Source organism: Amycolatopsis japonica, from assembly GCF_000732925.1.
Taxonomy (GTDB): domain Bacteria; phylum Actinomycetota; class Actinomycetes; order Mycobacteriales; family Pseudonocardiaceae; genus Amycolatopsis; species Amycolatopsis japonica.
On sequence record NZ_CP008953.1, the window covers coordinates 412,306 to 438,195 of the forward strand.

The 25,890-nt window shown below is 69.4% G+C and carries 24 protein-coding genes and 1 riboswitch; of the genes, 13 read left to right on the forward strand and 11 right to left on the reverse strand.

Annotated features, from left to right (window positions below):
* Positions 1-186: 186 nt before the first annotated feature.
* A complete protein-coding gene (locus tag AJAP_RS02125; protein ID WP_038507782.1) occupies positions 187-870 on the forward strand; it encodes a DUF3159 domain-containing protein in 684 nt (227 codons plus the stop codon).
* 108 nt (positions 871-978) lie between these two features.
* On the opposite strand, the gene AJAP_RS02130 is transcribed toward AJAP_RS02125, so the two are convergent.
* Entirely contained in the window at positions 979-1,929 is a 951-nt protein-coding gene (locus tag AJAP_RS02130; RefSeq protein ID WP_038507783.1) for an N-acetylglucosamine kinase, read from the reverse strand.
* Positions 1,926-2,969: an SIS domain-containing protein gene (locus AJAP_RS02135; RefSeq protein WP_037336305.1), complete on the reverse strand. Its 1,044-nt coding sequence runs from the start codon at positions 2,967-2,969 to the stop codon at positions 1,926-1,928. The genes AJAP_RS02130 and AJAP_RS02135 overlap by 4 nt, the downstream gene beginning before the upstream one ends.
* Before the next feature lie 140 nt (positions 2,970-3,109).
* On the opposite strand from AJAP_RS02135, the gene AJAP_RS02140 reads away from it, so the two are divergent.
* Positions 3,110-3,865: a GntR family transcriptional regulator gene (locus AJAP_RS02140; protein WP_005160527.1), complete on the forward strand. Its 756-nt coding sequence runs from the start codon at positions 3,110-3,112 to the stop codon at positions 3,863-3,865.
* Positions 3,866-4,079: 214 nt separating this feature from the next.
* Positions 4,080-5,585, forward strand: a complete 1,506-nt coding sequence (locus tag AJAP_RS02145) for an MFS transporter (RefSeq protein WP_038507784.1) — start codon at positions 4,080-4,082, stop codon at positions 5,583-5,585.
* Positions 5,586-5,674: 89 nt separating this feature from the next.
* Here AJAP_RS02145 and AJAP_RS02150 read toward each other — a convergent pair whose 3' ends face one another.
* The gene (locus AJAP_RS02150; protein ID WP_038507786.1) at positions 5,675-6,613 is read right to left on the reverse strand and encodes a threonine ammonia-lyase; all 939 of its coding nucleotides are present in this window, start codon (positions 6,611-6,613) and stop codon (positions 5,675-5,677) included.
* A gap of 149 nt (positions 6,614-6,762) precedes the next feature.
* Here AJAP_RS02150 and AJAP_RS02155 point away from each other — a divergent pair, with 149 nt between their 5' ends.
* Positions 6,763-7,476, forward strand: a complete 714-nt coding sequence (locus tag AJAP_RS02155; protein WP_038507788.1) for a hypothetical protein — start codon at positions 6,763-6,765, stop codon at positions 7,474-7,476.
* Between the two features lie 77 nt (positions 7,477-7,553).
* On the opposite strand, the gene thiE is transcribed toward AJAP_RS02155, so the two are convergent.
* Positions 7,554-8,219: a thiamine phosphate synthase gene (gene thiE / locus AJAP_RS02160; protein WP_038507790.1), complete on the reverse strand. Its 666-nt coding sequence runs from the start codon at positions 8,217-8,219 to the stop codon at positions 7,554-7,556.
* 30 nt (positions 8,220-8,249) lie between these two features.
* Positions 8,250-8,357, forward strand: a riboswitch (TPP riboswitch).
* Here thiE and thiO point away from each other — a divergent pair.
* From thiO to AJAP_RS02180, 4 genes are all read left to right on the forward strand, one after another.
* Positions 8,353-9,426, forward strand: coding sequence for a glycine oxidase ThiO (thiO, locus tag AJAP_RS02165; protein ID WP_038507791.1), 1,074 nt, complete (start codon positions 8,353-8,355; stop codon positions 9,424-9,426). It overlaps the preceding riboswitch by 5 nt.
* Positions 9,426-9,626, forward strand: a complete 201-nt coding sequence (gene thiS, locus AJAP_RS02170) for a sulfur carrier protein ThiS (protein WP_038507794.1) — start codon at positions 9,426-9,428, stop codon at positions 9,624-9,626. Before thiO ends, thiS begins: the two co-directional genes overlap by 1 nt.
* A 1-nt stretch (position 9,627) precedes the next feature.
* Positions 9,628-10,386: a thiazole synthase gene (gene thiG / locus AJAP_RS02175; protein ID WP_016337628.1), complete on the forward strand. Its 759-nt coding sequence runs from the start codon at positions 9,628-9,630 to the stop codon at positions 10,384-10,386.
* 109 nt (positions 10,387-10,495) lie between these two features.
* Entirely contained in the window at positions 10,496-10,930 is a 435-nt protein-coding gene (locus tag AJAP_RS02180; protein ID WP_037335529.1) for a MarR family winged helix-turn-helix transcriptional regulator, read from the forward strand.
* On the opposite strand, the gene AJAP_RS02185 is transcribed toward AJAP_RS02180, so the two are convergent.
* Both AJAP_RS02185 and thiD (AJAP_RS02190) read right to left on the reverse strand, forming a co-directional pair.
* Positions 10,908-11,705 carry an ion transporter gene (locus tag AJAP_RS02185; RefSeq protein ID WP_038507795.1) on the reverse strand — a complete coding sequence of 266 codons (798 nt, stop codon included), beginning with the start codon at positions 11,703-11,705 and terminating at the stop codon, positions 10,908-10,910. The two genes, AJAP_RS02180 and AJAP_RS02185, sit on opposite strands and share 23 nt — an antisense overlap.
* A gap of 26 nt (positions 11,706-11,731) precedes the next feature.
* Positions 11,732-12,562 (reverse strand): bifunctional hydroxymethylpyrimidine kinase/phosphomethylpyrimidine kinase, encoded by an 831-nt coding sequence (gene thiD, locus AJAP_RS02190; protein WP_038507796.1) that lies wholly within the window; start codon positions 12,560-12,562, stop codon positions 11,732-11,734.
* Positions 12,563-12,711: 149 nt separating this feature from the next.
* On the opposite strand from thiD (AJAP_RS02190), the gene AJAP_RS02195 reads away from it, so the two are divergent.
* Entirely contained in the window at positions 12,712-14,229 is a 1,518-nt protein-coding gene (locus AJAP_RS02195; protein ID WP_038507798.1) for an alkaline phosphatase family protein, read from the forward strand.
* 63 nt (positions 14,230-14,292) lie between these two features.
* On the opposite strand, the gene thiD (AJAP_RS02200) is transcribed toward AJAP_RS02195, so the two are convergent.
* Both thiD (AJAP_RS02200) and thiC read right to left on the reverse strand, forming a co-directional pair.
* On the reverse strand, positions 14,293-15,114 hold the full coding sequence (gene thiD, locus AJAP_RS02200; protein ID WP_038507800.1) for a bifunctional hydroxymethylpyrimidine kinase/phosphomethylpyrimidine kinase: 822 nt from the start codon (positions 15,112-15,114) through the stop codon (positions 14,293-14,295).
* Positions 15,111-16,754, reverse strand: coding sequence for a phosphomethylpyrimidine synthase ThiC (gene thiC, locus AJAP_RS02205; RefSeq protein ID WP_051972313.1), 1,644 nt, complete (start codon positions 16,752-16,754; stop codon positions 15,111-15,113). Before thiC ends, thiD (AJAP_RS02200) begins: the two co-directional genes overlap by 4 nt.
* A 286-nt stretch (positions 16,755-17,040) precedes the next feature.
* On the opposite strand from thiC, the gene AJAP_RS02210 reads away from it, so the two are divergent.
* Positions 17,041-19,209: a glycoside hydrolase family 15 protein gene (locus tag AJAP_RS02210; protein ID WP_038507802.1), complete on the forward strand. Its 2,169-nt coding sequence runs from the start codon at positions 17,041-17,043 to the stop codon at positions 19,207-19,209.
* 89 nt (positions 19,210-19,298) lie between these two features.
* Here the strand turns inward: AJAP_RS02210 and AJAP_RS02215 are convergent, their stop codons facing one another.
* Positions 19,299-19,865 (reverse strand): peptide deformylase, encoded by a 567-nt coding sequence (locus tag AJAP_RS02215; protein ID WP_037335552.1) that lies wholly within the window; start codon positions 19,863-19,865, stop codon positions 19,299-19,301.
* Between the two features lie 158 nt (positions 19,866-20,023).
* On the opposite strand from AJAP_RS02215, the gene AJAP_RS02220 reads away from it, so the two are divergent.
* Positions 20,024-20,335 carry a DUF3263 domain-containing protein gene (locus tag AJAP_RS02220; protein ID WP_005160574.1) on the forward strand — a complete coding sequence of 104 codons (312 nt, stop codon included), beginning with the start codon at positions 20,024-20,026 and terminating at the stop codon, positions 20,333-20,335.
* Positions 20,332-20,964, forward strand: a complete 633-nt coding sequence (locus tag AJAP_RS02225; RefSeq protein ID WP_084098007.1) for a LytR C-terminal domain-containing protein — start codon at positions 20,332-20,334, stop codon at positions 20,962-20,964. Before AJAP_RS02220 ends, AJAP_RS02225 begins: the two co-directional genes overlap by 4 nt.
* A 53-nt stretch (positions 20,965-21,017) precedes the next feature.
* Here AJAP_RS02225 and AJAP_RS02230 read toward each other — a convergent pair whose 3' ends face one another.
* The gene (locus tag AJAP_RS02230) at positions 21,018-23,300 is read right to left on the reverse strand and encodes an AAA family ATPase (RefSeq protein WP_038507803.1); all 2,283 of its coding nucleotides are present in this window, start codon (positions 23,298-23,300) and stop codon (positions 21,018-21,020) included.
* Between the two features lie 200 nt (positions 23,301-23,500).
* Between AJAP_RS02230 and AJAP_RS02235 the strand changes: the two genes are divergently transcribed.
* Positions 23,501-24,679, forward strand: coding sequence for an IS30 family transposase (locus AJAP_RS02235; protein ID WP_228694848.1), 1,179 nt, complete (start codon positions 23,501-23,503; stop codon positions 24,677-24,679).
* A gap of 239 nt (positions 24,680-24,918) precedes the next feature.
* Here AJAP_RS02235 and pssA read toward each other — a convergent pair whose 3' ends face one another.
* Positions 24,919-25,890, reverse strand: a complete 972-nt coding sequence (gene pssA, locus AJAP_RS02240; RefSeq protein ID WP_038507805.1) for a CDP-diacylglycerol--serine O-phosphatidyltransferase — start codon at positions 25,888-25,890, stop codon at positions 24,919-24,921.

Below are 25,890 nucleotides of genomic sequence, written 5' to 3' on the forward strand. Positions count from 1 at the left end.
CGAAACCCGTGGTTCAGCCCGTTGACACAGTCTCTTATTTTGTCGGACGTCCATGCATCTCTTTTAGTGGGATGTACACTCCTGGGCTGCGAAGATTCCCCTCAAGCGGGCGTAAACCGGACATGGTATGTGGCGAACGTCTCCCCGCCCGGGTGTTCGGGCTCATAGATCCGGCAGGCTGTAAGGGTGACCTCACGACCCCCGCGCGAGTCGCTCGCCCAGATCCTCGGCGGGCGGCGTGGCGCCATCGACGCGAGCATCCCGCCCGCGGCCTTCGTCCTGGGCTGGCTGATCGCCGGTCAGTCGATCGCCTGGGGCTCCGGAGTGGCGATCGGGGTGGCGGTGCTGCTCGGCGGGTACCGGGTCGCGCGGGGCGACAAGGCCCGCGCGGTCGTGGTGAGCCTCGCCGCGGTGATCGCCGCCGCGCTGATCGCGCTGCACACCGGGCGCGCCGAAGACTTCTTCCTCATCCAGCTGCTGTCCAATGTGGCCAGCGCGCTGCTGTGGGCGGCCAGCATCGTGGTCCGGTGGCCGCTGCTCGGCGTCGTGGTCGGGCTCGTCATCGGGCAGAAGACCCGCTGGCGCCGCGATCCCGCGCTGCTGCGCGCGTATTCACGGGCGAGCTGGGTGTGGGTCTTCCTCCAGTACACCCTGCGGGTCGCCGTGTACGGCTCGCTGTGGTGGAGCGGGCAGGTGGTCGCGCTCGGTATCGCGCGGACGGTGCTGTCCTGGCCGCTGGTCGCGGTGACGGTCGCCGTGAGCGGCTGGGTGCTGTACCGCACGCTGCCGCCGGATCATCCCGGTCTGCGGGTGGTGGAGGAAAACGAAGATCCCTCGGATTCCGAGCCCGGTGGGCTGCCCAGGACATAAGGCGGCCCCCGGCGAGGGGGGAGGGTCCGGGGGCCGGGTCCTACGGTACCCGGAGTTCGGCCCCGGAGTCGATGGTTTGGTCTTTTCGGGCTTGTTTCGGGTGTTTTTTCACCGATGCGCCGGTCGCGGCGCCCCTTCCCCATAGGCGTCGACGGCGGCGAGCCACGCGGCCCCGAGGACCCCATCGGTGCTGGTCAGGACTTCGAGGCCGGCGAGTTCGGCGCGGACCTTCGTCCCGACCGGGCCCTCCGACGACAGCACTCCGCCCACCAGGACGATCGGCGTCCTCTCCCCGGGATCCCGCGCGGTCATGACGTTCGTCACCAGCAGGGCGGCCGCGCGGGTGGTGATCTCGTCCGCCGCCGGGTCGCCTTCGCGGTAGGCCTCGCTGACGAACGGGGCGAACCTGGCGAGCCGGATCGGCGCTTCGGCATTGGCGCTCGTGACGAGCGCGCGCCAGAGCGGGGACCGGTCGCTCCCCGCGTCCACTGCGGACGGTCCGAGCGCTTCGGTGAGCACGGCACGCGCGAGCGGACCGGGTTCGCCGCCGCGGCCGAGAACATCCAAAGTGGAACGAACGGCTTCACGGCCGAGCCAGTACGCCGAACCTTCGTCACCGAGCAACCAGCCGTAGCCGCCGACGGTGGAAACCATGCGCCTGCCACGGATCCGGCCGGCGATCGACCCGGTTCCCGCGACGAGAACCGAACCGTCGGGCGAAGAGGTCGCCGACGCGTAGGCGACCTCCGGGTCGGGAACCGTCCGCACCGGACCGATCCCCGCGTCCTTCCAAGCGGCTTCGAAGATCTCCGCGATCGACGGATCGCTCAGTTTGCTGACGCCCGCCATGCCGACGACGCACGCCGCCGTCGCGGCCGGGTCGAGCTCGCCCAGCGCGCCGGTGATCGCGCTCGCGATCCGCGACGCGGCCGTGTGCGGTGGATGGGAGTTGGGGTTCGCCCCGTCCGCGCGCCCGGTGCCGAGGACGGCGCCGGAGGCGTCGACGGCGATCGCTCGCGTCGACGTGCCTCCGGCGTCCACACCTACGACGTGACTCACCGGGTCTTGGTCACCTTGAGCAGCCCGCGGGGGCTGTCCGGGTCACCGCCGCGCGCCAGCGAGAGGCCGAGCGCGATCCGCTGGATGGGCAGGATCTCCAGGATCGGGGCGACCTCTTCGGCGGACGGCGCGACGCCGATCCGCAGCGCCGCGGGGACGTCCGCCGAAGCCGAACCGACCGCGAGCACGTCCGCGCCGCGTTTGCCGACGGCCTCGAGGACCTCCTGCATCGCGCCCACGCCGTGGCCCTGGCTCGTCACGGCCAGCACGGCGGTCTCACCGTCGACCGCGGCGACCGGACCGTGCAACAGGTCCGCGCCGCTGTACGCGCGGGCGGCGAGGTAGCTGGTTTCCGCCAGCTTCAAGGAACCTTCCAGCGCCGAGGCGTAGGAGTAGCCGCGACCGGTGGTGAGCACCCGGTCGACGAAGCGGTAGCGGTCCACCGCGCGCTGCACGCCTTCGACGGAACCGTCGAGGGTCTGCTGTGCGAGCTCGCCCAGCTTCTCCGCGTCCTCGCCCTTGCCGCCGCGGACCGCGTCGATCAGAAGGTAAAGCGACAGCAAGGTGGCCGAGTACGTCTTGGTGGCGGCCACGGCCTTTTCCAGCCCCGCGCCGATGTCGACGCCGAGTTCGGCGGCGGCGCGCAGCGGCGATTCCGGGGTGTTGGTGACCGAGACGGTCAGCGCTCCCTGGCGACGCGCGGTTTCGGTGACCTCGATGAGATCCGGAGAACCACCGCTTTGGCTTACTGTGATGAAGAGAACGTCCCGCAGATCGGGACGGGCGCCGTACAAAGTCGCGGTGGAGGGCGAAACGAGACCGCAGGGGAGACCGAGGAGTACTTCGATCAGGTACTTCGCATACAGGGCGGCGTGGTCGCTGGAGCCCCGGGCGGCGAGCAGTGCGAACCTGGGCGGGCGCTTGGAGATGGCTTCGGCCACCTCGGCGATTTCGGCCTGTCGCTCCACGATTCCTGCCAGAATGGCGGGTTGCTGGGAGATCTCCGCGGCCATGTGCTCGCCGGGGCGCTGTTCGGTCATCTCGTTCCCTTCCACCGGGACGTACTTCGTCCCCCGAGTAGGTCTAGACCAATGCTAGCCCGAATGGACGTTTGTGGAGAAGGGTACGTTTCCTAGCGGGGACGGTGCGCGTTCGAGTGGGAAGGCTTAGGGAGTCGGTCATGTTGGAGACAACCACCGCGAGTGAGGCGGGCGCTACGGCAGGGATGCGCGGACAGCGCGAACCCAAGTACTGGGCGCTGAAACAGCATCTGCTCGATCTGCTCGACGCGTTGCCCCCGGGCTCGCCGATTCCGACGGAACGGGCACTGGCGGGGGAATTCACCGTTTCGCGCACCACGGTCCGGCAGGCGCTCGCCGACCTCACCGCCGAGGGCAGGCTCCACCGCGTGCAGGGCAAGGGCACCTTCGCCGCCGAACCGAAACTCGCGCAGCGCCTGCAGTTGTCGTCCTACACCGAGGACATGCGCAAGCAGGGCCTCAAGCCTTCCTCCAAGCTCCTGGAGATCGACGAACTGCCCGTCGAAGCCGATCTGGCGAAACTGCTCGGAATCCGGGTGGGCGCGAAGATTCTTCGCCTTCGCCGTCTCCGGCTCGCCGATTCGCAGCCGATGGCGCTCGAGACCACGCATCTCCCGCTCGGCCGGTTCCGCGGTTTGCGCAAACACGTTTCCGCAGGTGGCTCCCTGTACGCCGTGTTGAGGGAGCACTACGGCGTCGAGCTCGAAAGGGCCGAGGAAACGATCGAGACCGCTCTCGCCGGACCGCACGAGGCGGAGATGCTCGGCGCCGACGTCGGAATGCCGATGTTGCTCCTTTCGAGGCATTCCTTCGCCACCGACGGAAAACCGGTCGAGTTCGCCAGGGCGATCTACCGGGGTGACCGTTACAAATTCGTCACCACGCTGCTTCCTTGAGCGCGCGCTGACGGAAACGTTTCGCAGGGCGCGGGCGCCCTACAAAACGTTTCCGTGGCCTTCGGCCGAAAGAGGGCGCGCGCTGTGCGGACTCCTCGTCGCGCTGGCGCGCTTCGAGGAGTCGATCTCCCGGTTCCGTTGTTTGGTTCTTATTTGCCTGACGTGTCAGGCGATTTGGGTAGCCCGGTGGCGGGTTGCGTGATTCAGTCATCCCATGACTGACACGGCGGCGGGAATCCGATGGGGGACGCCGGTGGCGCGCGGCGTACTCGCCACGACCATCGTCGGCTCGGGCATGGCGATGCTCGACGGGACGATCATCAACGTCGCGCTCCCGAGGATCGGCGAAGAACTCGAAGCGTCCGTCGCGGGCCTTCAATGGATCCTCGACGGCTATCTGCTCGCGCTCGCCGCGCTGATCCTCGTCGCCGGATCACTCGGGGACCGCTACGGCCGCCGTCGCATGTTCCTCGTCGGCGTCGTCTGGTTCGGCGTCGCCTCCGGGCTGTGCGCCGCCGCGACGACCACCGAGATGCTCGTCGCGACCCGGATCCTCCAAGGGATCGGGGGAGCTTTGCTCACGCCCGGCTCCCTCGCGATCCTCCAAGCGTCCTTCGCCCACGACGACCGGGCCCGCGCGATCGGCGCCTGGTCCGGGCTCGGCGGGATCGCGGCGGCGATCGGCCCGCTGCTCGGCGGCGTCCTCGTGCAGGTGTGGTCGTGGCGGCTGGCGTTCCTGATCAACCTGCCGCTGGCCGCCGTCTGCGTCCTGCTCGCCCGGCGCTACGTGCCGGAGTCCCGCGACGAGGAGGCGACCGGGCATCCCGACTTCCTCGCCGCCGCCGTCGGCGCGATCGGTCTCGCCGGTCTCACCGGCGCGCTCGTGGAGACGCCCGGACGCGGTATCGGTGACGTCGTCGTCCTGGTGGCGATCGTGCTCGGCGTCGTCGGTCTGGTGGCGTTCCTGGTGATCCAGCATCGCTCCGCGGATCCGCTGGTGCCGCCGAAACTGTTCCGCGACCGGACGTTCAGTCTCGCCAACGCGCTGACCTTCGTCGTCTACGCGGCGCTCGGCGGCGTGATGATGCTGATGGTCATGCAGCTTCAGGTGTCGCTGGGCTATTCGCCGACCGCGGCCGGGCTCGCCGGGCTGCCGATCACCGTCATCATGCTGCTGTTCTCCGGCCGGTCGGGCGCGCTCGCGCAGAAGATCGGGCCGCGTACGCAACTGGTCGTCGGCCCGATCCTGGTCGGCGTGGGCATGCTCCTGCTGATGCGTGTCGGGCCGGGATCTTCGTACCTGGGGTCGGTGCTGCCCGCCGTCGTCGTGTTCGGCGCCGGGCTGGCGACGGTCGTCGCGCCGGTGACCGCGACGGTGCTGGCCGCCGCGCCGGACCGGTACGCCGGCGTCGCCTCCGGGGTCAACAACGCCATCGCCCGGTCCGGCGGCCTGCTCGCGATCGCCGTCCTGCCCGCCGTCGCCGGACTTTCCGGCGCCGCGTACACCGATCCGGTCGCGCTGACCGCGGGCTGGCGGACGGCGTTGCTGGTGTGCGCGGCGCTGGCGATCGGCGGCGGCCTGATCGCCCTCGGCATCCACAACGGTGTCCTCGACACCCCTTCGGCCGAGGACACCGACGAGTCACCGCATCCGGGCGAATGTCTCCATTGCGGGGTCGACTCGCCCCCGACACACGTCCGCCCCGGCGGTCACGCGTGATCAGACACGGAACTCGCGTGATTGGGGCCGGAACTCGCGAGTTCCGCCTCCAATCACGCGAAATCCGGCTTCAATCACGCGAGTTCCGGCTAAGCCAGTAGTTCGGCGAGGGTCGCGGGGTCCAGGTTGCCGCCCGAAACGACCGAAACGACCTTGCCCGGCGGCAGCGCTTCGCGGTGGGAGAGGAACGCGGCGGTCGCGGTGGCGCCGCTCGGCTCGGCGACCAGCCGCGCGCGGTGCGCCAGCGTCCGGACGGCGTCCCGGATCTCCTCCTCCGAAACGGTGATGACGTCGTCGAGCACCGACTGGAGGTGCGCGAAGGTCAGATCCGACGGCTGGGCGCGCAGACCGTCGGCGCTGGTCCGCGCCCGCAGGTCCATCGGCCACTCGATACGCCTGCCCGCGCGCAGGCCCTCGGCGGTGTCGGCCGCCAGCTCCGGCTCGACGCCGATGACCTTCGCCTCCGGCAGCAGCGCCTTGATCGCCGTGCCGACGCCCGAGGCCAGCCCGCCGCCGCTGAGCGGGACGAGGACGACGCCTGCGTCCGGCAGGTCTTCGGCGATCTCCAGGCCGACGGTGCCCTGTCCGGCGATGACGTCACGGTGGTCGAACGGCGGGATCATGGTGAGTCCCCGTTCCTCGGCGACGGCGAGCGCGGAGGACTCCTGCGCGTCGATCGGGACCTCGATGACTTCGGCGCCGAGCGCCTTGGTGGCTTCGACCTTGGCGCGCGGGGCGACGTCCGGAATGAGGATCACCGCGGGGATCCCGAATCGCTTCGCCGAGTACGCGACCGCTTGCGCGTGGTTGCCACTGGAAAACGCGACGACGCCGCGAGCGCGCTGATCTTCGGTCAACGCGGCGATCGCATTGTACGCGCCGCGCACCTTGAAAGCGCCGATCGGCTGAAGGCTTTCCGGTTTGAGCCACAACGGCGCCCACCCTTGTGCCAGCAGCGGTGTGCGCACCGCGACGCCTTTGACACGGCTCGCCGCGTCGCGGATTTCCTCGATCGATATCAGATCCATACGCCCGATTATGTCAAGGAGTTGTGAACCGTGGACAGTCCTTTTTGGACAGATGGCGTGGCGCTCCTCACGTGCGGACAACGAAGGGAGCATCCCGTGCGCCTTATTCGTTAGGACGGGTGAGGACCGACTAGCAGCAGAACGGGATCATGACCAAGGAGACCTCGGAGAAGACCGAAAAGACGGAAAAGCAGGGCCGGATCATCCAGGTGACGGCGGCGGCGATGGCCGCGATCACCGCGGCACTGCTGGGTTCCACGCTCGGTGTGGCCGGAACGGTCGCGGGCGCCGGGCTGGCGAGTGTGATCACGACACTCGGCGGCGAGCTGTACCTGCGTTCGCTTCAGCGGACGAAGGACGCGGCGTTGAAGGCGCGAGTGGTGCTGACCGTGCCGGGGCGGCGCCGGGTGCTCGACCCGGGCGAAGAAGAGACCGTCCGGTTGAAACCGTCCGAGGCCGAAGAGGAACCCGCGGGCCGGAAGTTCAAACCACGCTGGGCGGTGATCGCCGGGGTCAGCGTGGTGGCGTTCGCGGTGGCGCTCGTCGCGATCACCGGCTTCGAGGGCGCGACCGGGAAGACCTTCGGCGGCGGGACCGGGACGACCATAGGGAAGATCATCGGCGGCGGACAGGCGCAGGAGCCGCAGGACAAGCACGACAGCCCGCCGGCGACGTCCCCTTCGGAGACGAAGGACGACCAGCCCGAGACGACGCCGACGAACACTCCGCCCCCTTCGACCACGCCCACCACTACGCAGGCGCCCCCGACGACGCCGACAGCGCCGTCCACCACGCCTTCGACCTCCCAGGCGCCGCCGACGACGCCCTCGGCCCCTCCCGCCTCGAACACCCCCGTGCCCTGACCCTCTCCCGCATTTCGTCCTCTGAATGCGGTAGTTCGTATCGCCGACTACCGCATCCAGAGGACGAAATGCATAGGTCAGGGGAGGGCGGAGCGAAGCGTGCGAGCGGCCGCTTCGGGGTCTTCGGCCTCGGTGATCGCCCGGACGACGACGATCCGCGAGGCCCCCGCGGCCAGCACCTCGGGCAGCCGCTCGGTATCGATCCCGCCGATCGCGAACCACGGCCGCGTCGTCCCGGACGCGGCCGTCGAGCGCACCAGGTCGAGTCCCGGCGCGGACCGGCCCGGTTTCGTCGGGGTCGGCCAGCACGGGCCGGTGCAGAAGTAGTCGACGCCGGGCTCCCCGGCGGCGGCCGCGGCCTGTTCGGCCGAATGGGTGGACCGGCCGATCACCACGTCGTCCCCCAGCACGCGGCGCGCCAGCGACACCGGGATGTCGTCCTGACCCAGGTGCAGCACGTGCGCGCCGACGGCGAGCGCGACGTCCGCCCGGTCGTTCACCGCGAGCAGCTTGTCGTGCTTCTCGCACGCCTCGGCCAGCACTTCGAGGGCGGCGATCTCGTGTTTCGCCTCGATCGGGGCACCGCCGGTCTTGTCCCGCAGCTGGATGATGTCGACCCCGCCGGCCAGCGCCGCGTCGGCGAATTCGGCGAGATCGCCGCGGCCGCGGCGGGCGTCGGTGCAGAGGTACAGGCGGGCGTCCGCGAGCCGGGCGCGGATCGGCGAACCAGACAGGGTGGGCATGGCGGCGACGGTACTCGCGCGCTACGGTGTGGTGGTCCGCACGGGAGCCCGAGGACGGGCTGAGAGGGAGCCGAGACCGCTCCGACCGTGGAACCTGATCCGGGTCATGCCGGCGCAGGGAGCGTGATCGCAGATGAAGGAACTTTCGGTTGTCGGCGGCGGGGTCATCGGCCTCTCGGTCGCTTGGCGTGCGTCCGCGCGCGGTCGTCGCGTCACCGTGTACGACCCGGATCCGGGGCGAGGCGCGTCGTGGCTCGCGGGCGGAATGCTCGCGCCGGTCACCGAGGCCTGGCCCGGCGAGGAGGACGTGCTCACCCTCGGTGAGGCGTCGCTGCGCCGCTGGCCGGATTTCGCCCGTGACCTGGCCGAAGAGGGTGTCGATCCGGGCCTTTCCCCGCACGGCACACTCGTCGTCGCGCTGGACAGCGCCGACGCGGGCAACCTCGAAATGCTCGCCGCGTACCTCACCGAACTCGGCCGCGAGGTGGAGCAGCTGACCGGGCGCGAAGCCCGCCGCGCCGAGCCCGGTCTCGCCGGAACAGTCCGAAGTGGACTCCTGGTACCCGGGGACCTGGCCGTGGACAACAGAAAGCTGCTGCACGCGCTCAAACACGCGTGCGATGTGCACGGCGTCGAGTTCCGCCACGAGACGGTCACCGAGCTCGAAGACCTCGACGGCGACGTCGTCCTCGCCGCTGGTGCCTGGACCGGACGCCTCCACCCCGCGCTCGACGGCGCGGTCCGCCCGCTGAAGGGGGAGATCCTGCGCCTGCGGCCGCGACGGGGCTGCCTGCCGCCGCCGAAGAGGACCGTCCGCGCGATGGTCGAGGGCCGCCCGATCTATCTCGTCCCGCGCGACGACGGGCAGCTCGTACTCGGCGCGACCCAGTACGAGGCCGGTTTCGACGAGACCGTCACCGTCCGAGGCGTCCGTGAGCTGCTCGAAGGCGCGGAGCGCGTCTTCCCGGGCCTGACCGAATACGAACTCGTGGAGACGGCTGCCGGGCTTCGCGCGGCGAGCATCGACACGATGCCTTTCATCGGTGAGCTGGGCGAAGGCGTCTTCGCCGCGACAGGTCACCATCGCAACGGTCTCCTGATGGCCCCGGTCACCGCGGACGCCGCGGTCGCCTGGCTGGAGGGACGGCCGTTGCCGGACGAGGTCGCGGCGGCCACGCCGTCGCGGCGAAGCGAGGAGCGGGTGTGATGGAGATCCAGGTCAACGGCCAGTGGCACGAATTCCCCGACGGGACCACCGTCGAGGGTGTGCTGGAGGCGCTGGGCACGGCGACGCGGGGGGTCGCGGTCGCGGTGGACGGTGTGGTCGTCCGGCGTGGCGACTGGCCGGAATCGGTGGTGCGCAAGGGCGCCAGCGTCGACATCCTCACCGCTGTGCAAGGAGGCTGACATGAACGGTGACGAACTCGTCATCGGCGAGCACAAACTCTCGTCGCGGCTGATCATCGGCACCGGCGGCGCGGGCAACCTCGCCGTGCTGGAACGCGCGCTGGTGGCGTCCGGGACGGAACTGACCACCGTCGCCATGCGCAAGGCCGACGCCGAAGGCGGCTCCGGTGTCCTCGAACTGCTTCGGCGGCTCGGCATCCGCCTGCTGCCCAACACCGCAGGCTGCCGTACGGCCGCCGAAGCGGTCCTCACCGCGCAGCTCGCCCGCGAAGCGCTCGAAACCGACCTCATCAAGCTGGAGGTCCACGCCGACGACCGCACGCTGCTGCCCGACCCGTTCGAGACCCTCGAAGCGGCCGAACAGCTCGCCGCGGACGGTTTCACCGTGCTCGCGTACACGAACGACGACCCGGTGCTGGCACTGCGGCTGGAGGAGGCGGGCTGTGCGGCGGTGATGCCGCTCGGCGCGCCCATCGGCACCGGTCTCGGCATCCGGAACCCGCACAACATCGAGCTGATCGTGTCGCGCGCCGGGGTCCCGGTGATCCTCGACGCCGGGATCGGCACGGCTTCCGACGCGACGCTGGCGATGGAGCTCGGCTGCGACGCCGTCCTGCTCTCCACCGCCGTGACCAGGGCCGCGGATCCGGAACGGATGGCATCGGCGATGCGGGCCGCCGTCACCGCCGGGCGGCTGGCCGCCGGCGCGGGGCGGATCCCGCAGCGGTTCTGGGCGCACGCCTCGAGCCCTCCACGGTAACCCTTTTGTACGGTTCACGGCCTTCACGGCGAGTACGCCCCCGGAGCCCGTATGGTTGACGGCACTTTCCGGAGGCATACCCGCCGCCGTGTACCCAGAGGAGCCAGTGGTGACCACGTCAACGGTCCAGGACGTTTCGGGCAGGTTGTTCCTGGCCGTGGGCAGGCTGTCCCGGTCACTGCGGCAGGCGGGCGTGCCCGGACCAGGCCACGGTGCGATCTCCGCGCTCGCGACGCTCGTGCATCACGGACAGCTCCGTCTGGGGGATCTCGCGGCGAAGGAAGGCGTCGCCGCGGCCACCATGTCGAGGATCGTCGCTTCGCTGGTCGAAGCGGGCTACGTCAGCCGTGAATCGGACCCGATCGACAGGCGCGCCTGGCTCGCGGAGGCCACCGAAGAGGGCGAGAGGCTGGTTTCCGGCGTCCGGTCGACGCGGGTGAACGAACTCGGCAAACGCCTCGAACGGCTGACTCCGGAGCACCAGGCGGCGCTCGCGGCGGCTCTCCCGGCGCTCGAAGCGCTTATTGCCGACGAAGAGCGCTGACTTCGGCGCGAAGAGCGCGAAGCTCGTCGAGGATCTCCTTGTTCGCCTGAGCCTGGGTTTCGGCCTGCTTCGCCTCTTCCTCGCGGATGTCCTGGCGAAGCTCGTCCTCCATCCCGCTGACCACCACGGCGATGAAGAGGTTCAGCACCGCGAAGCTGGACACGAGGATGTAGACCACGAAGAACACCCAGGCCATGGGTGCTTCCTTCATGATCTCCTTCGCGATGTCCGGCCACGCCTCGCCCGTCATCACCTGGAACAGCGTGAACAGCGAAGTGCCGAGGTCGCCGAAGTTCTCCGGTGAGATCGCGCCGAACAGTTTCGTCGCCATCACGCCCGCGACGAAGATGATCAGCGCGAGGAGCGCGGCGATCGAAGCCATGCCGGGGATCGACGCGAGCAGGCCGGTGACGACCTTCCGCATCGACGGCACGACCGAGATCAGCCGCAGCACCCGCAGGACCCGCAACGCCCGCAGCACCGCGAACGGGCCGGTCGTGGGGATCACCGCGATGCCGACGACGAGCAGGTCGAAGATGTTCCACGGGTCGCGGAAGAACTTCGCGCGGTAGGCGTAGAGCTTCGCGCCGAGTTCGAGGACGAAGATCCCGAGTGCGACGTAGTCGACCGTGTGCAGCAGCGTCCCGTACTCGGCGACCATTCTGGTCGAGGTCTCCAGGCCGAGGGTGACGGCGTTGAAGACGATCACCGCGATGATGAAGTTCTGGAAGCGGCGGTCTTCGACGACCCTGGCCACCGTTTCGCGTCCCGTCACGGCGCAGATGGTAACCGTCCGTGTGCTCAGTGCTCCGGCGCAAGCCGCCAAAACGCCGAAACCGGACCGACCTTCGCCCCCATCGGGTAGGCGTTTTCGACCGCGTGTGAGACGAACCACTTGCCGTAGCGGGCGGCCTCGACGACGGACATCCCCTTCGCGAGACCGGCCGTCAGCGCCGACGCCATCGTGTCCCCGGCGCCGTGCGTGTGCTGCGTCGCGTACCGCTCACCCGGCAGCTCGACGAACGTGGAGCCGTCGAAGAGCACGTCGACGCATTCCGGGTCCGCGACGAGGTGGCCGCTCTTCACGAGCACGTACTTCGGCCCGAGCCGGTGCAGGACGACGGCCGCCTGGTGCATCTGCTCGCGGGTGGTCACGGTCATCCCGGTCAGCAGGCGGACCTCGTCGAGGTTCGGCGTGAGGACGGTCGCGCGCGGCAGGAGCTCGTCGCGCAGCGCCACCAGCCCGGCCTCGTCGAACAGCGGATGCCCGTGCATCGAGGCCGCGACCGGGTCGACCACGAACGGCACCTTGCTGTCGCGGCCGATCTCGGCCTTGTCGCAGGCCGCGGCGACGGCGTGGATGATCTCGGCCGAGGCGAGCATGCCGGTCTTGGCCGCGTTGACGCCCATGTCGGCCGCGACCGCCTCGATCTGCCCGGCGACGATATGCGCCGGGATGTCGGTGCGGTCGTGCACGCCGAGGGTGTTCTGGACGGTCACGGCGGTGACCGCGACCAGACCGTGCACCCCGCAGGTGAGGAACGTGCGCAGGTCGGCCTGCAGGCCGGCGGCGCCGCCGGAGTCGGACCCCGCGATGGTCAGCGCCGACGGAGGGCTCGGGTTCTCGCTCATGGGTCCATTTTCCATGCGCGATCTCAGACGGTCGGAACGAGCTTCCGTCGGCTGACGTCCTCCGCGAAGGCACGCGGACTTCATCGGGAAGTCGGTTCAGCGCACTAACTTGACGAACAATTGGTTCGAACAAGTTACCGGAGGCTTTCGTGCGCAGAACGCTTTCCCTCCTCGCGGTCTTGGTGGCCGTCGCCGGGCTGACGTCCGGCGTCGCCGTCGCCGCGGCCAAAACGCCCAAGGTGCTGGTCATCGGCCTGGACGGCGCCCGGTTCGACAAGCTGATGGCCGCCGACACCCCGAACGTCCACGCGCTGGCGAACCGCGGGTACGTGTCGCGCAGTTCGTTGTACGGCAGCGGGATGGCGCCGACGGTCAGCGGCCCCGGCTGGTCCACGATCCTCACCGGTGTCTGGCCGGACAAGCACAAGGTGAAGGACAATTCCTTCGCCGGCAACGATCTCGCCTCGCATCCGAGCTGGCTCGCGCGCGCCGAAACCGCGAACCCCGCGCTCGACACCTACGCGGCGGTCGACTGGACTCCGATCGGTGACCGGATCCTGCGCACCGGCCAGGACCGCAAGTTCGTCCTGAACGGCGACAGCGCTGGCTACGAGAAGACCGATGAGCAGGTCGCCGTCGACGCGGAGAAGCATCTCAAGCAGGACAAGGCCGACGCGTCGTTCGTCTACTTCGGACAGACGGACATCGCCGGCCACGAGCACGGCGCGGACTCCTCGCAGTACGAAGCCAGTCTGCGCACCGACGACGCGTTGATCGGCCGCCTGCTCGCCGCCGTCGACGCCCGCGCGAACCGCGCCGGCGAGGACTGGCTGATCATGATCTCCGCCGACCACGGCCACACGGCTTCCGGCGGACACGGCGGCGACAGCCCCGAGGAGCGGATGACCTTCGTGATCGCCGCGGGCGGTGCGGTTCCGGCCGGAACCCCCGCCGTGGCACCGAAGATCGTCGACATCGCACCGACGGTGCTGCGGCATCTGGGCATCGCGGCTCCGGCAGGCTACGACGGCTACCCGCTCGGCGCCGCGCCTTCGGACGTCTTCGACACCGCCGTTCTGAAGCCCCGGCAGGACGAAACCGGTGTCCCGGCCGGAGTGCTCGGCTGGACGCACGACGCACCCGGCGGCTGGAGCGTGCGCAACGCGTCCGGAATGCCCGCCGGTGTGACGGAATGGCAGGGATGGGCCTTCACGACCGACGACTTCTGGACCCGCACCGCTCCTGGACAGCAGCGTGAGGCGAACGCCCGAGCGCGGGGCGTGTTCGCGGTCGCGGATCCGGACGAGTGGGACGACAAGGGTTCGCCCTCCTCACGTGGAACCTTCGACTCTTCCTTGGTGTCGCCTTCGCTCGACGTCGCCGGAAAGTCCACTGTGGACGTCGCGTTCGTTTCGCACTACCGGCAGGAGGGAACGCAGCGGGGCGCGCTGACGGCGTCGTTCGACGGTGGTCCTGAGCAGAACGTGCTGGCCTACGGGCCGGAGTCCGGGACGGCGAACAAGGGCGGCGACGTGCTTTCGGTGCCGACGTCGGCTTCGGTGAAGGTGCCCGCGGGGGCGCGTTCGGTGAAGCTGACCTGGCGGCTCTACGCGGCGGGGAACGACTGGTACTGGGCTGTGGACGCTCCGCGCCTCACGATCCGGTAACGCGTGCAATGAAAGGACCTTTCCTTGCGAAATTTGCAAGGAAAGGTCCTTTCATTGCACGCGTCAGGGGCTGGAGAGCCGCCAGAAGGGTGAAACGGGGCCGACCCCGGCCCCCAGCGGATACGACTCCGCGACGCACCGTTCGATGAACCGTTTTCCCTCGGCGACGGCGGTCGGGACGTCGGCCCCTTTCGCCAGCGAGGACGTGATCGCCGAAGCCATCGTGTCCCCGCCGCCGTGGGTGTTGCGGGTGTCGAAACGCGGACCGCTCAGCTCGACCCAGGATTCGCCGTCGGACAACAAGTCCACGCAGTCCTGGGCGGCGTCGAGGTGGCCGCCCTTCACCAGCACCCACTCGGAACCGAATTCCAGCAACGCTTCCGCCGCCTCCCGCTGGGTCGCGGGCCCGGTGACGTCGACGCCGGTCAGCAGCCGCACCTCGTCCAGGTTCGGCGTGATCAGCGTGGCGCGCGGGAAGAGTTCGGTGCGGATCGCCTCCAGCGCCTCCTCGCGCAGCAACGCGTGCCCCGTCATCGAAGCGGCGACGGGGTCCACGACGAACGGCGTACCCGTCGAGCGTCCGATGTGGACCTCGTCGAGGGTCTTCGCGACGGCGTTGATGATCTCGGCCGTCGCGAGCATCCCGGTCTTCGCCGCATCGACGCCCATGTCCGTGGCGACGGCCTTGATCTGGCCGGTGACGACGTCGACCGGGATCTCGCTGAACCCCTGCACCCCCAGCGAGTTCTGCACGGTGACCGCGGTCAGCGCGACCATCCCGTGCACGCCGTTGGCGAAGAAGGTGCGCAGATCGGCCTGGATGCCCGCACCGCCACCGGAATCCGATCCGGCGATGGTGAGGGCCGTCCTGGGCGTGGCTGTCACGGATTGACCACCGGCAGGTACACCTTGTTGCCCTGCTCGGCGAATTCGGTCGACTTCTCCGACATGCCCGCCTCGATGGCTTCCACAGTGGACAGTCCGTGTTCCTCGGCGTACTTGCGGACGTCCTGCGTGATGCGCATCGAGCAGAACTTCGGCCCGCACATCGAGCAGAAGTGCGCCGTCTTCGCCGGTTCCGCGGGCAGTGTCTCGTCGTGGTACGAGCGCGCCGTGTCCGGGTCCAGCGACAGGTTGAACTGGTCGTTCCAGCGGAATTCGAAGCGGGCCTTGGACAGCTCGTCGTCCCACTCCTGCGCGTACTGGTGGCCCTTGGCGAGGTCGGCGGCGTGCGCGGCGATCTTGTAGGTGATGACGCCGGTCTTCACGTCGTCGCGGTTCGGCAGGCCGAGGTGCTCCTTCGGCGTGACGTAGCAGAGCATCGCCGTGCCGTACCAGCCGATCTGCGCCGCGCCGATGGCCGAGGTGATGTGGTCGTACGCCGGCGCGATGTCGGTCGCGAGCGGGCCGAGGGTGTAGAACGGCGCCTCGCCGGTCAGCTTCTCCTCGAGCTCGACGTTCTCCTTGATCTTGTGCATCGGCACGTGGCCGGGGCCCTCGATCATCACCTGGACGTCGTGTTCGCGGGCGATGTGCGTGAGCTCGCCCAGCGTCTCGAGTTCGGCGAACTGCGCGCGGTCGTTCGCGTCGGCGATCGAGCCCGGCCGCAGGCCGTCACCGAGGGAGAAGGTGACGTCGTACTCGCGCAGGATGTCGCAGAGCTCGGCGAAATTGGTGTACAGGAACGATTCCTTGTGGTGCGCGAGGCACCACGCCGCCATGATCGAGCCGCCGCGCGAGACGATGCCGGTGACCCGGCGCGCGGTCAGCGGGATGTAGCGCAGCAGCACACCCGCGTGCACGGTGACGTAGTCGACGCCCTGTTCGCACTGCTCGATGATCGTGTCGCGGTAGACCTCCCACGACAGCTTTTCGGGCTCTCCGTTGACCTTTTCCAGTGCCTGGTAGATCGGCACGGTGCCGACCGGGACGGGCGAGTTGCGGATGATCCACTCGCGCGTCTCGTGGATCCGCTTGCCGGTGGAGAGGTCCATGATCGTGTCGGCGCCCCAGCGGGTGGCCCACACCATCTTGTCGACCTCCTCCTCCACGGAGGACCAGACGGCCGAGTTGCCCATGTTGGCGTTGATCTTCACCAGGAAGTTCTTGCCGATGATCATCGGCTCGGTCTCCGGGTGCTTGCGGTTGGCGGGGATCACCGCGCGGCCGCGCGCGACCTCGTCCCGCACGAATTCCGGCGAGCAGCGCTCGCGTGCCGCGATGTACTCCATCTCGCGGGTGAGGACGCCCTGTTTGGCCCAGCCGAGCTGGGTGTTGTGCTCACGACCGTCGGCCCATCCGGCGCGCAGCCGATGGAGTCCACTGTGGACATCGATCTGCGCGTCGTCGTCGGTGTACGGGCCCGAGGTGTCGTAAACGTCGAAATGCTCGCCGTTCGAAAGATCGATCCGCCTCGCGGGGACCCGGAGACCGGATTCCGTCTGGTGATAGACCTTCCGGGAACCGGTGATCGGACCGGTGGTCACGGTCGGCTTGATGCCCTGGGCGTTCTCAAGCGTCGTCAACGACGTTCACTCCCTACGCCGGCATTACCCGGTCAGGTTCATGCGGTCGGCGGCACCGGGTCCTCTAGAAAGACACCAGCCGCCCTCTCAGCCCGCCATGGCGCGAGCTCCCGCGGTTGTTTGGTTGTGCCCCGACCATGCCACGCCGGGGCCGCATCAATCAACCCGCCCTCGGGTGACGACTTGTCGACAGCGTTGACGGTTCACCGGTTCGGGTCCTGTGCGCGCCGGGGATTCACGACAGAATCCCGGAGGTTCTGCACCGTTACAGAAGTCTGGGGTGGATATGCGGAAACTCGTGCTCCCGGCACTGGCAGGCGTGGTGATCGCGGGGCTGGTCCCGGCGGTCGCCGAGGCCCAGGGAGGTGAGGCGCCAGGTGCGCCAGGCGCCCATCCGAGCTGGCTACCGGCCGACAAGACCGGCTTCGGCACCGCCCGCGAACGGGCGAGCAACGTCTGGTTCACCCTGCAGGGCGGCCGGATGTCCGAGGTCTACTACCCGGATCTGTCGACGCCCGGCGTGCGGTCGCTGGATCTCGTCGTGACCGACGGGACGAGCTTCGCGACCGTCGATTCGTCGGCCAAGGCCCAGCAGGTTCGCCGCACCGGCGGCCTCACCTACGAACAGACCGTGACCGACGACCAGCGCCGCTGGAAGCTCCGCAAGACCTACGTCACCGACCCGGCGCGCGCGAGTGTGCTGATCGACGTCGACTTCGTTTCGCTGACCGGCCGCCCGTACCAGGTGTACGCGGTCGCGGATCCCGATCTCACCAACGAAGGATCCGACGACTCCGCGCGTTCACAGGGTGCGAGCGCGGTCTCGTCGGATGCGAAGACTGCGGCCGCGTTGGCGGCGGAACCGGCGTTCTCGCGGACTTCCGTCGGCTTCGCGGGCTCCTCCGACGGCCTCACGCAGTTGACGAAGTCCTTCAGGCTCAAGGATTACGCGACCGCGGCCAAGGGCAACGTGCTGATCACCGGGCAGACCTCCGTCGACGGTGTCCGCTCGCGTGACTTCACGCTTTCGCTGGGTATGGGCGCGAAGGACTCCGACGCGCTCGCCAACGCGAAGGCCTCACTGCGGCGCGGATTCGCCGACGCCGCCCGCGCGTACGACCGCGGGTGGAAGCAGTACCTCCGTCAGGTGAAGGACGCGCCGTCCTCCTTGAAGACCAAGCGGGAGCGCGATCTCTATCAGGCGTCAGTGCTCATGCTCGCGGCGAGCGAGGACAAGATCCACCAGGGGGCGCTCATCGCGTCGCCGAGCATGCCGTGGCGGTTCGGGAACAACGACCCCGAGTGGTCGCCGTCGGGCACGTATCACCTGGTCTGGCCGCGTGACCTCTACCAGATCGCGACCGGGCTGCTCGCCGCCGGCGATCGCGACGCCGCGAACCGGTCGGTCGACTACATGTTCGGCACGCAGCAGCTGCCGGACGGGCATCTGCCGCAGAACAGCCACGTCGACGGCACGCCGTACTGGACGTCCATCCAGCTCGACGAGACCGCGTTGCCGATCGTGCTCGCGCAGCAACTCGGCCGCACCGACGCGAAGACCTGGCGCGGTGTGCGCAAGGCGGCGGAATTCCTGTTGTCCTACAAGGCGGACAACGGGCACGCGTCGCCGTACAGCCAGCAGGAACGCTGGGAGGAGCAGGACGGCTACTCGCCTTCGACGATCGCCGCGGTGATCGCCGGGCTGGTCTGCGCGGCCGACCTCGCCAAGGCGAACGGTGCCGACGCCGACGCGGCGCGCTACCTCGCGGCCGCCGACGCCTTCAAAGCGAAACTCGCCCGGTGGACGGTGACCACGAACGGCCCGCTGTCGAAGGACCCGTACTTCGTCCGGCTGACCAAGGACGGCGACGCGAACAACGGCACGAAGTACAACCTGGGCAATTCCAGCGTGACCATGGACCAGCGTGCGGTGACCGACGCCGGATTCCTCGAACTGGTGAGGCTGGGTATCTACGGCGCCGATGACCCGGTGATCAAGAACAGCATCAAGGTCACCGACGCCGACATCGCGTTCACCACCCCGACGGGGCAGTTCTGGCACCGCTACACGAAGGACGGATACGGCGAGAAGGCCGACGGCTCGCCGTGGGACTACACGTTCCCGGCCGAAAGCCGGACCACCTTCGGGCGACTGTGGCCGCTGCTCGCGGGTGAACGCGGCGAGTACGACCTCGCCGCCGGTGACCGGGGTACGGCCGCGAAGCGGCTTCGCGATCTCGGGCGCGTCAGCAGCTCCGGGGACACGATGCCGGAGCAGGTCTGGGACGAGAACGCGCCTTCGGGGCGCCCGGGCTTCCCGGCGGGCACGCCGACCGCGTCCGCGACGCCGCTGGCCTGGACGCACGCCCAGTACCTCCGGCTCGCGTGGTCGGTGGAGGCCGGGAAGGTGATCGAGCAGCCGCGGGTCGTGCGGTGCCACTTCCTGGGGTGCTGACCCTCGCGTGAACGCAATGAAAGGACCTTTCCTTGCAAAATTTGCAAGTAAAGGTCCTTTCATTGCACGCGGAGCGGCGGTGAGAGGGGTCAGTCGTCGGAGGGCTGAGCCTCGGGCAGCCACGAGTTGCCCGGAACGCCCCATTTGTTCGACTTCAGCATCTTCTTCGCCGCGCGGGCGTGCCGCCCGACGAGCCGGTCGAGGTAGATGAAGCCGTCCAGGTGGTCGGTCTCGTGCTGCAGGCAGCGCGCGAGATAGCCGGTGCCTTCGACCTCGATCGGATTACCCTCGACGTCGAAGCCGGTGACCTTCGCCCACGAAGCGCGCCCTGTCGGGTACGACTCGCCGGGAGCCGACAGGCAGCCTTCCCAGTCGTCGTCCGGATCGGGCATCGTCTCCGGGATCTCCGACGTCTCGAGCTTCGGGTTCACCACGACGCCCTTGTGGCGCGTGCCCTCGTCGTCGGGGCAGTCGTAGACGAACACGCGCAGGTCGAGGCCGATCTGGTTGGCCGCGAGGCCCACCCCTTCGGCGGCGTACATGGTCTCGAACATGTCGTCGACGAGGGTGCGCAGCTTGTCGTCGAACTCGGTGATCTCCCGAGTCGGGTTGTGCAGCACGGGCTCGCCGGCGATCACGATGGGATGGACGGTCACGCGCGCAGTTTAGTCGGACCCTTCTGGTAGACCCTTACCCGTGACGCGCCGACGCCGATACCGAGGCCGGGCGCCGCATCCGTGGTCTAATGGCGCCGCGGAATGACAAGCCTGTGGTTTCACGCCCGCCGAGCACTGACCTGATTGCGAGGAGTCGGATGGACGCCGCGGAGTCGATGGCTGAGCCCGACCAGCCGTCCCCGTCGGAGACCGTGAACGGCCTCAGCGAGCGCGAGCTCGACATGCTCGCGTTCGAACGTCAGTGGTGGAAGTACGCCGGCGCGAAGGAACAGGCCATCCGCGAACGCTTCTCGATGTCGTCGACGCGCTACTACCAGCTGCTGAACCGGCTGCTCGAGAAGACCGAAGCCATGCAGGCCGACCCGATGCTGGTGAAGCGCCTGCGAAAGACGCGAGCGGCCCGGCAGCGCAATCGCGCGGCCCGGCGACTGGGGATCGATCTCTCATGAGTCTGTTTTCGGGCCTGTCCCGGCCGATGAAGGCCGCCGGACTGGCCTTGGTCGGTGTCGCCGTGATCGCCGCCGTGATCGGCGGGATCACCCTGACCAGCGGCGGCGGTGACTCGGACACCGCGACCCCGCCCGGCACCACGCCCACGTCTTCGGACGGCGCGACGCAGCCTTCGTCACCGGCGCCGGGCTCGCCTTCGGCCAGCACGCCGCCCGCGTCGTCGTCGGCGCCGCCGTCGAGCGCGCCCGCGAGCTCCGCGCCGCCGGCGAGTCAGCCGGGGCAGACCGGTCAGCCGGGCCAGCCCGGTGGCGACCAGCAGGCGTCGCACAAGTGGGTGACGGTGCGCGTCTACAACAACAGCACGATCCAGGGCCTCGCCGAGCAGGCCGCGAAGGATTTCCGCGCCTCGGGCTGGAACGTCTCCGAGGTCAAGGGCTACCCGGGCAGGCTCCCCGAGACGGTGGCCTACTTCCGCCCGGGCACCGACGAGGAAGCGGCCGCGAAGGCGCTGGCTCTGGAGTTCGGTTTCCGCGCCGAGCCGAGGTTCAAGGAGATCGAGAACATCGGCCCGGGCGTGATCGTCATCCTCACCAAGGACTACAAGACCAACGACAAGGACGGCTCCTAGCCGATCCGTGAAAGGGCCCTCTTCCTCGCGAGGAAGAGGGCCTTTCACGTACTTCAGACCTGGGTCTGCGCGTACGCTTCCAGCGCCGCGAGCTGGGTCGGGTCGAGCGACGGACGCACGGCCTTGGCCGCCTTCGTCAGATGTTCGGCGGTGACCTCCTTGGCCTCCAGCGATTCCCGCATCGCGGTCAGCGCGGCCTCCCGGATCAGCGCCGCGCAGTCCGCCGCCGAGTAACCGTCCAAAGTGGCCGCATACGCCGCGAGGTCCACATCGGACGCCAGCGGGGTGTTCTTGGCGCTGGCGGCCAGGATGGCCTCACGGGCGTGCGCGTCCGGCGGCGGGACGTAGACGCGGCGCTCAAGCCGACCCGGCCGCAGCAGGGCCGGGTCGACCAGCTCGGGGCGGTTCGTCGCACCGAGGACGACGACCTCGCGCATCGGCTCGACACCGTCCAATTCGGTCAGCAGGGCCGCGACGACGCGGTCCGACACGCCGGAGTCCGAGGACTGGCCGCGGCGCGGGGCGAGCGCGTCGATCTCGTCGAGGAAGATCAGCGAGGGCGCTGCCTCGGCGGCGCGACGGAAGAGCTCCCGCACCGCGCGTTCGGACTCGCCGACCCATTTGTCCATCAGCTCGGCGCCCTTGACCGCGAAGACGTTCAGCGCGCCGGTGCCCGCGAGGGCGCGGACCAGGAACGTCTTGCCGCCACCGGGCGGCCCGTACAGGAGGACGCCGCGCGGCGGATCGACGCCGAGGCGGGCGAACGAGTCCGGGTAGCGCAGCGGCCACAGCACCGCCTCGGTGAGCGACTGCTTGACGTCGGTCATGTTGCCGACGTCGTCCAGCGTCAGACCGCCGGTCGCCAGATTGTCCGAAGTGGACATCGAGATGGGGCGGACCGTGGTGAGCGCGTCGAGCAGGTCCTGCTGGGAGATCCGCGGCTCGTCGGCCTCACGCTGCCGCAGCGCGGCGCGGAGGGCGGCGTCACGGCGGAGTGCGATGAGGTCCGCGGCCACGAAGCCGGGGGTGCGCTCGGCGATCGGGCCGACGTCGACGCCGGACTCCAGCGGGGCCTCGCGGAGAAGCACGCGCAGCAGTTCCGTGCGGGTCTTCGCGTCGGGGAGCGGCAGGCCGAGTTCGCGGTCGAGCAGGTCGGCGGCGCGCAGCCTCGGATCGGTGGACTCGGCGCGGCCGGTGGTGGCGACCACGGCGAAACCCTTGTGGCGCAAGGCTTTGCGCAGGTCGTCGAGGACGACCGTCGCGAGCGGCGGCGGCTGGGACGCGGGCAGCAGCGCGTCGATGTCGGTGATCAGCAGGACGGCGGGGTCTTCGTCACGGGTGGCCTGCTCGATCGCCTCACGCAGGCGCGCGGCGGCGACGTTCGGTTCGAGGACGGCGATGTTCGGCGCCGCGAGCGACACCACCCGCACCTTCTCGGCCTGTGCCACGGCGCGGACGAGCGTCGCCTTCCCGACGCCTTCCGGCCCGGAAAGCAGGACCCCGAGGTGCGCCGACGTCCCGAGTTTCGCCAGCAGCTCCGGGCGGTGGAAGGCCAGGTCGAACCATTCGGCGAGCTTGCGCGCGGCCGCTTCGGAGCCGGCGAGATCCGACAGGGGAGGCACGGTTTCCTCGGCCACGTCGTCGTCGATCCGCTCGTCTTCGACGATCTCCGCGTCGATGAAATCCTCGTGCGGAGTGGCGGGTGTGCTGCGTACCAGCGTCGTCCCGGCGCGGGCCGGCGCGGCGGCGGGGGCGGCCTCGCCGGTGCGGGCGCCGTCACGCCAGCTGACCACAGTGGACGGTCCGACGGCGACCGGCCCCGATGGCTCGGTGGCGGTGACGGTGAGCAGCTCGTTCGTCCACGTCATGCCGATGGCGCGGGAAAGCTGACCACGGACCGCGGACACGTCGGAGCCCGGCGCGGGCGCGAGATCCTGGGGGAGCAGGGAAACGGCGTCGCCGACGGTCAGCACCTTGCCGATCAGGGCGAGCCGCAGGGTGTGCGGGGAGAGCGACACGCTCGCGATACGCGAGCCCGCCACGGTGACCGTTTTCGCGGCCGACACCTCCGCGGGCGCGACGACCACCTCCGAACCTTCGGTCACACCGAGGTTCGACATCGTGACGTCGTCGAGGAGGATCACGCCCGGGATCCCCTCGGCGTCCGACGGGGCGGCCAGCGCGGAGCTGACCCGGGCGCCGGTGACGCGGACGGCGTCCCAGGCCATCAGGCCGAGCGCGTCGAGGACTTCGGGGTGCAGCCGGACGACGCCGCGGCGGGAGTCCAGTGCGGACGGGGTGTGCCGGACGGTCAGCGTGATCTGGGGTGCGCTCACCCCGCCACCCTATCTACGCCGCCGCGCGGCGAGCCGCCGAAGTACATGAAGGCCCCCTTCACCTTGGGTTCTAGTGGTGGTTGCAACACCTGAGTTGTTCAGGGGTTGTGTTGTTCGAGATCCGTATGGATCGGTCGCCTCAGGGGCCGAAGAAGCTGCTTGCCGAGCGCCGGGCATATCTTGATCTTGTGGCGCAAGGGATGGGCACTGCTGAGGCGTGCCGGATCGTGGGGATCAACCGCCGGACCGGGCATCGGTGGCGGCAAGGACGCGCGAGTCAGACGGGGCGGAAGGCCGGCAGGCCTTCCGCCCCGCCGTCGTGCCCGTCCGTGCCGGAGTCGCCTTCCTCGGACCGCCTGCCTGCGGGCGGAGCACGGGTTCCGTCCACCTGGTTTCTGTCTCAGGACGAGCGGCTTCTGATCGCGGATCTGGCGCGGGCCGGGCACGGCCCCCGGGAGATCGGCCGCCGGATCGGCCGCCCGGCCTCGACGGTCAGCCGGGAACTGGGCCGCAACGCCGATCCCGCCAGCGATGAGTATCTTCCCTATTCCGCGCAGGCCCGGGCCGACGCTCGCCGGCCCCGGCCCAAACCTGGCAAGATCGCGGCCAACCCCGAGCTGCGGGACCGGATCCAAGACATGCTGGACGACCGGTGCAGCCCCGAACAAGCCAGTAACCGGCTGCGCCGTGATCACCCCGACCAGCCGGAGCTGCACGTGGCCCACGAAACGATCTATCAAGCCCTGTATGTCCAAGGCCGCGGCGAGCTGCGCCGCGAACTCAAAGCCGCGCTACGCACCGGCCGCACCCAGCGCAAACCCCGCGGCAACGGCGAGCAACGCCAGCCCCGGTTCACCACGCCGATGGTGATGATCAGCGACCGCCCGGCCGAGGCAGACGACCGCGCCGTCCCCGGCCACTGGGAAGGCGACCTCATCATCGGCGAGAACGGAGCATCCGCGATCGGCACCCTGGTCGAACGCTCCACCCGCTACGTCATGCTCGTCCACCTCGGACAATCCCGCACCGCCGAACACGTCCGCGACGCCCTCGTCACCACCATCACAACCCTGCCCGAACACTTACGCCGCTCCCTCACCTGGGACCAAGGCGCGGAAATGGCGCGACACCACGAATTCAGCATCGCCACCAACATGCCCGTCTACTTCTGCGACCCCCACGCACCCTGGCAACGCGGCTCCAACGAGAACACCAACGGCCTGCTCCGCGAATACTTCCCCAAAGGCACAGACCTGAGCGTCCACACCCCCGACCACCTCACCGCCGTCGCCGCCCAGCTCAACCGCCGCCCACGCAAAACGCTCGGCTGGGACACCCCAGCCGAGCGCTTGACCAAACTCCTCACCGAAACCAGTTGATCACCCGTGTTGCAACCATCCCTGGAATCCACCCCTTGCGCTAGGCGCAAGGAAGGGGGCCTTCATGTACTTCAAGACCGTCTGTCCCCAAGTTGTCCACAGCCCCACCCGCTTGTGGACAACTCCCGCTCCCGGCCCCCGTTTCCCCCGGTCCCGTCGGACACCCCCGGTACGCTGGGCGCGGGGCCGTCCCCCAGGGACGGGCGGGGGGCTGGGTGTGGGCGGTCAAGCCGAGTGAGTCAGCGTTTCCGCAGGCCGATCCGGCGCCATGAGCGGCGCCGCGGGCCCCGGCCGTTGTCCCGGTCCTTGTCGGTCGGGATGGTGCGCGGAGCGCGCGCGACGTGCTGTTCGCCGCGCTGCAGCCGGACCCGCTGAGCGGCGCCGGCCACCACGCGCCGCAGCGGCGGCCGCAGGCCGAGACGGCGGCGGCTCGAAGAACGCCGGATCGCGCGCCGTTCCCGCGGCGGCGCCATCCACGCCTCCGGATGCTTCGCCAGCCACCGGTGCCGGTACACCGAGTACGGGATGTGCGCCAGGTACAGCACCAGCGCGATCGCCAGCGCCACCAACGGGAACTGGATGATCGCGGCGGCCAGCAGGCCCACCCCGACCAGCAGCGGCGCGATCGCCTTGGGCGGCGCCTTCACCGTCTTCAGCGAAAGCGTCGGGATCCGGCTGATCAGCAGCGCGGCGACGGCGATCGTCCACACCCACACCACGTACTGATGCGACCACCAGCCCTGCCCGAACTGCAGCTCCAGGATCAGCGGCAACATCGCCAGCAGACCACCGGCCGGCGCGGGCACACCGACGAAGAACTCGCCCGCGTACGGCGGCTGCTCGGTGTCCTCGATCAGCGTGTTGAACCGCGCCAGCCGCAGGATCATGCAGACCGCGAAGATCAGCGACGCCACCCAGCCGATCCGCTCGCCCTCCGCGTGCCAGACGTACAGCACCAGCGCGGGCGCGACACCGAACGAGATGCCGTCGGACAGCGAGTCGAGCTCTTGGCCCATCTTCGACGTCGCGTCCAGCAGCCGCGCGATGCGGCCGTCGAGACTGTCGAGCACCGCGGCGATCCCGATCGACGCGATCGCCATCGGATAGTTGCCGATCAGCGCGAACTGCACCGACGACAGACCGGCGCACAGGGCGAGCACCGTGATGGCGTTCGGCAGCAGCCGCACGCCGGGAGTGGTCACGCGGACCAT

What these genes read in the sequence shown, in the direction of transcription:
- thiG (WP_016337628.1), top strand. Translation starts at nt 9,628, where the DNA reads ATGAACGGTGACGAACTCGTCATCGGCGAGCACAAACTCTCGTCGCGG.
- AJAP_RS02150 (WP_038507786.1), bottom strand. Translation starts at nt 6,613, where the DNA reads ATGGATCTGATATCGATCGAGGAAATCCGCGACGCGGCGAGCCGTGTC.
- AJAP_RS02220 (WP_005160574.1), top strand. Translation starts at nt 20,024, where the DNA reads ATGGACGCCGCGGAGTCGATGGCTGAGCCCGACCAGCCGTCCCCGTCG.
- AJAP_RS02210 (WP_038507802.1), top strand. Translation starts at nt 17,041, where the DNA reads ATGCGGAAACTCGTGCTCCCGGCACTGGCAGGCGTGGTGATCGCGGGG.
- thiS (WP_038507794.1), top strand. Translation starts at nt 9,426, where the DNA reads ATGGAGATCCAGGTCAACGGCCAGTGGCACGAATTCCCCGACGGGACC.
- AJAP_RS02155 (WP_038507788.1), top strand. Translation starts at nt 6,763, where the DNA reads ATGACCAAGGAGACCTCGGAGAAGACCGAAAAGACGGAAAAGCAGGGC.
- pssA (WP_038507805.1), bottom strand. Translation starts at nt 25,890, where the DNA reads ATGGTCCGCGTGACCACTCCCGGCGTGCGGCTGCTGCCGAACGCCATC.
- AJAP_RS02135 (WP_037336305.1), bottom strand. Translation starts at nt 2,969, where the DNA reads ATGACCGAACAGCGCCCCGGCGAGCACATGGCCGCGGAGATCTCCCAG.
- thiO (WP_038507791.1), top strand. Translation starts at nt 8,353, where the DNA reads ATGAAGGAACTTTCGGTTGTCGGCGGCGGGGTCATCGGCCTCTCGGTC.
- AJAP_RS02225 (WP_084098007.1), top strand. Translation starts at nt 20,332, where the DNA reads ATGAGTCTGTTTTCGGGCCTGTCCCGGCCGATGAAGGCCGCCGGACTG.
- thiE (WP_038507790.1), bottom strand. Translation starts at nt 8,219, where the DNA reads ATGCCCACCCTGTCTGGTTCGCCGATCCGCGCCCGGCTCGCGGACGCC.
- thiD (WP_038507796.1), bottom strand. Translation starts at nt 12,562, where the DNA reads ATGAGCGAGAACCCGAGCCCTCCGTCGGCGCTGACCATCGCGGGGTCC.
- AJAP_RS02145 (WP_038507784.1), top strand. Translation starts at nt 4,080, where the DNA reads ATGACTGACACGGCGGCGGGAATCCGATGGGGGACGCCGGTGGCGCGC.
- AJAP_RS02235 (WP_228694848.1), top strand. Translation starts at nt 23,501, where the DNA reads ATGGGCACTGCTGAGGCGTGCCGGATCGTGGGGATCAACCGCCGGACC.
- AJAP_RS02140 (WP_005160527.1), top strand. Translation starts at nt 3,110, where the DNA reads ATGTTGGAGACAACCACCGCGAGTGAGGCGGGCGCTACGGCAGGGATG.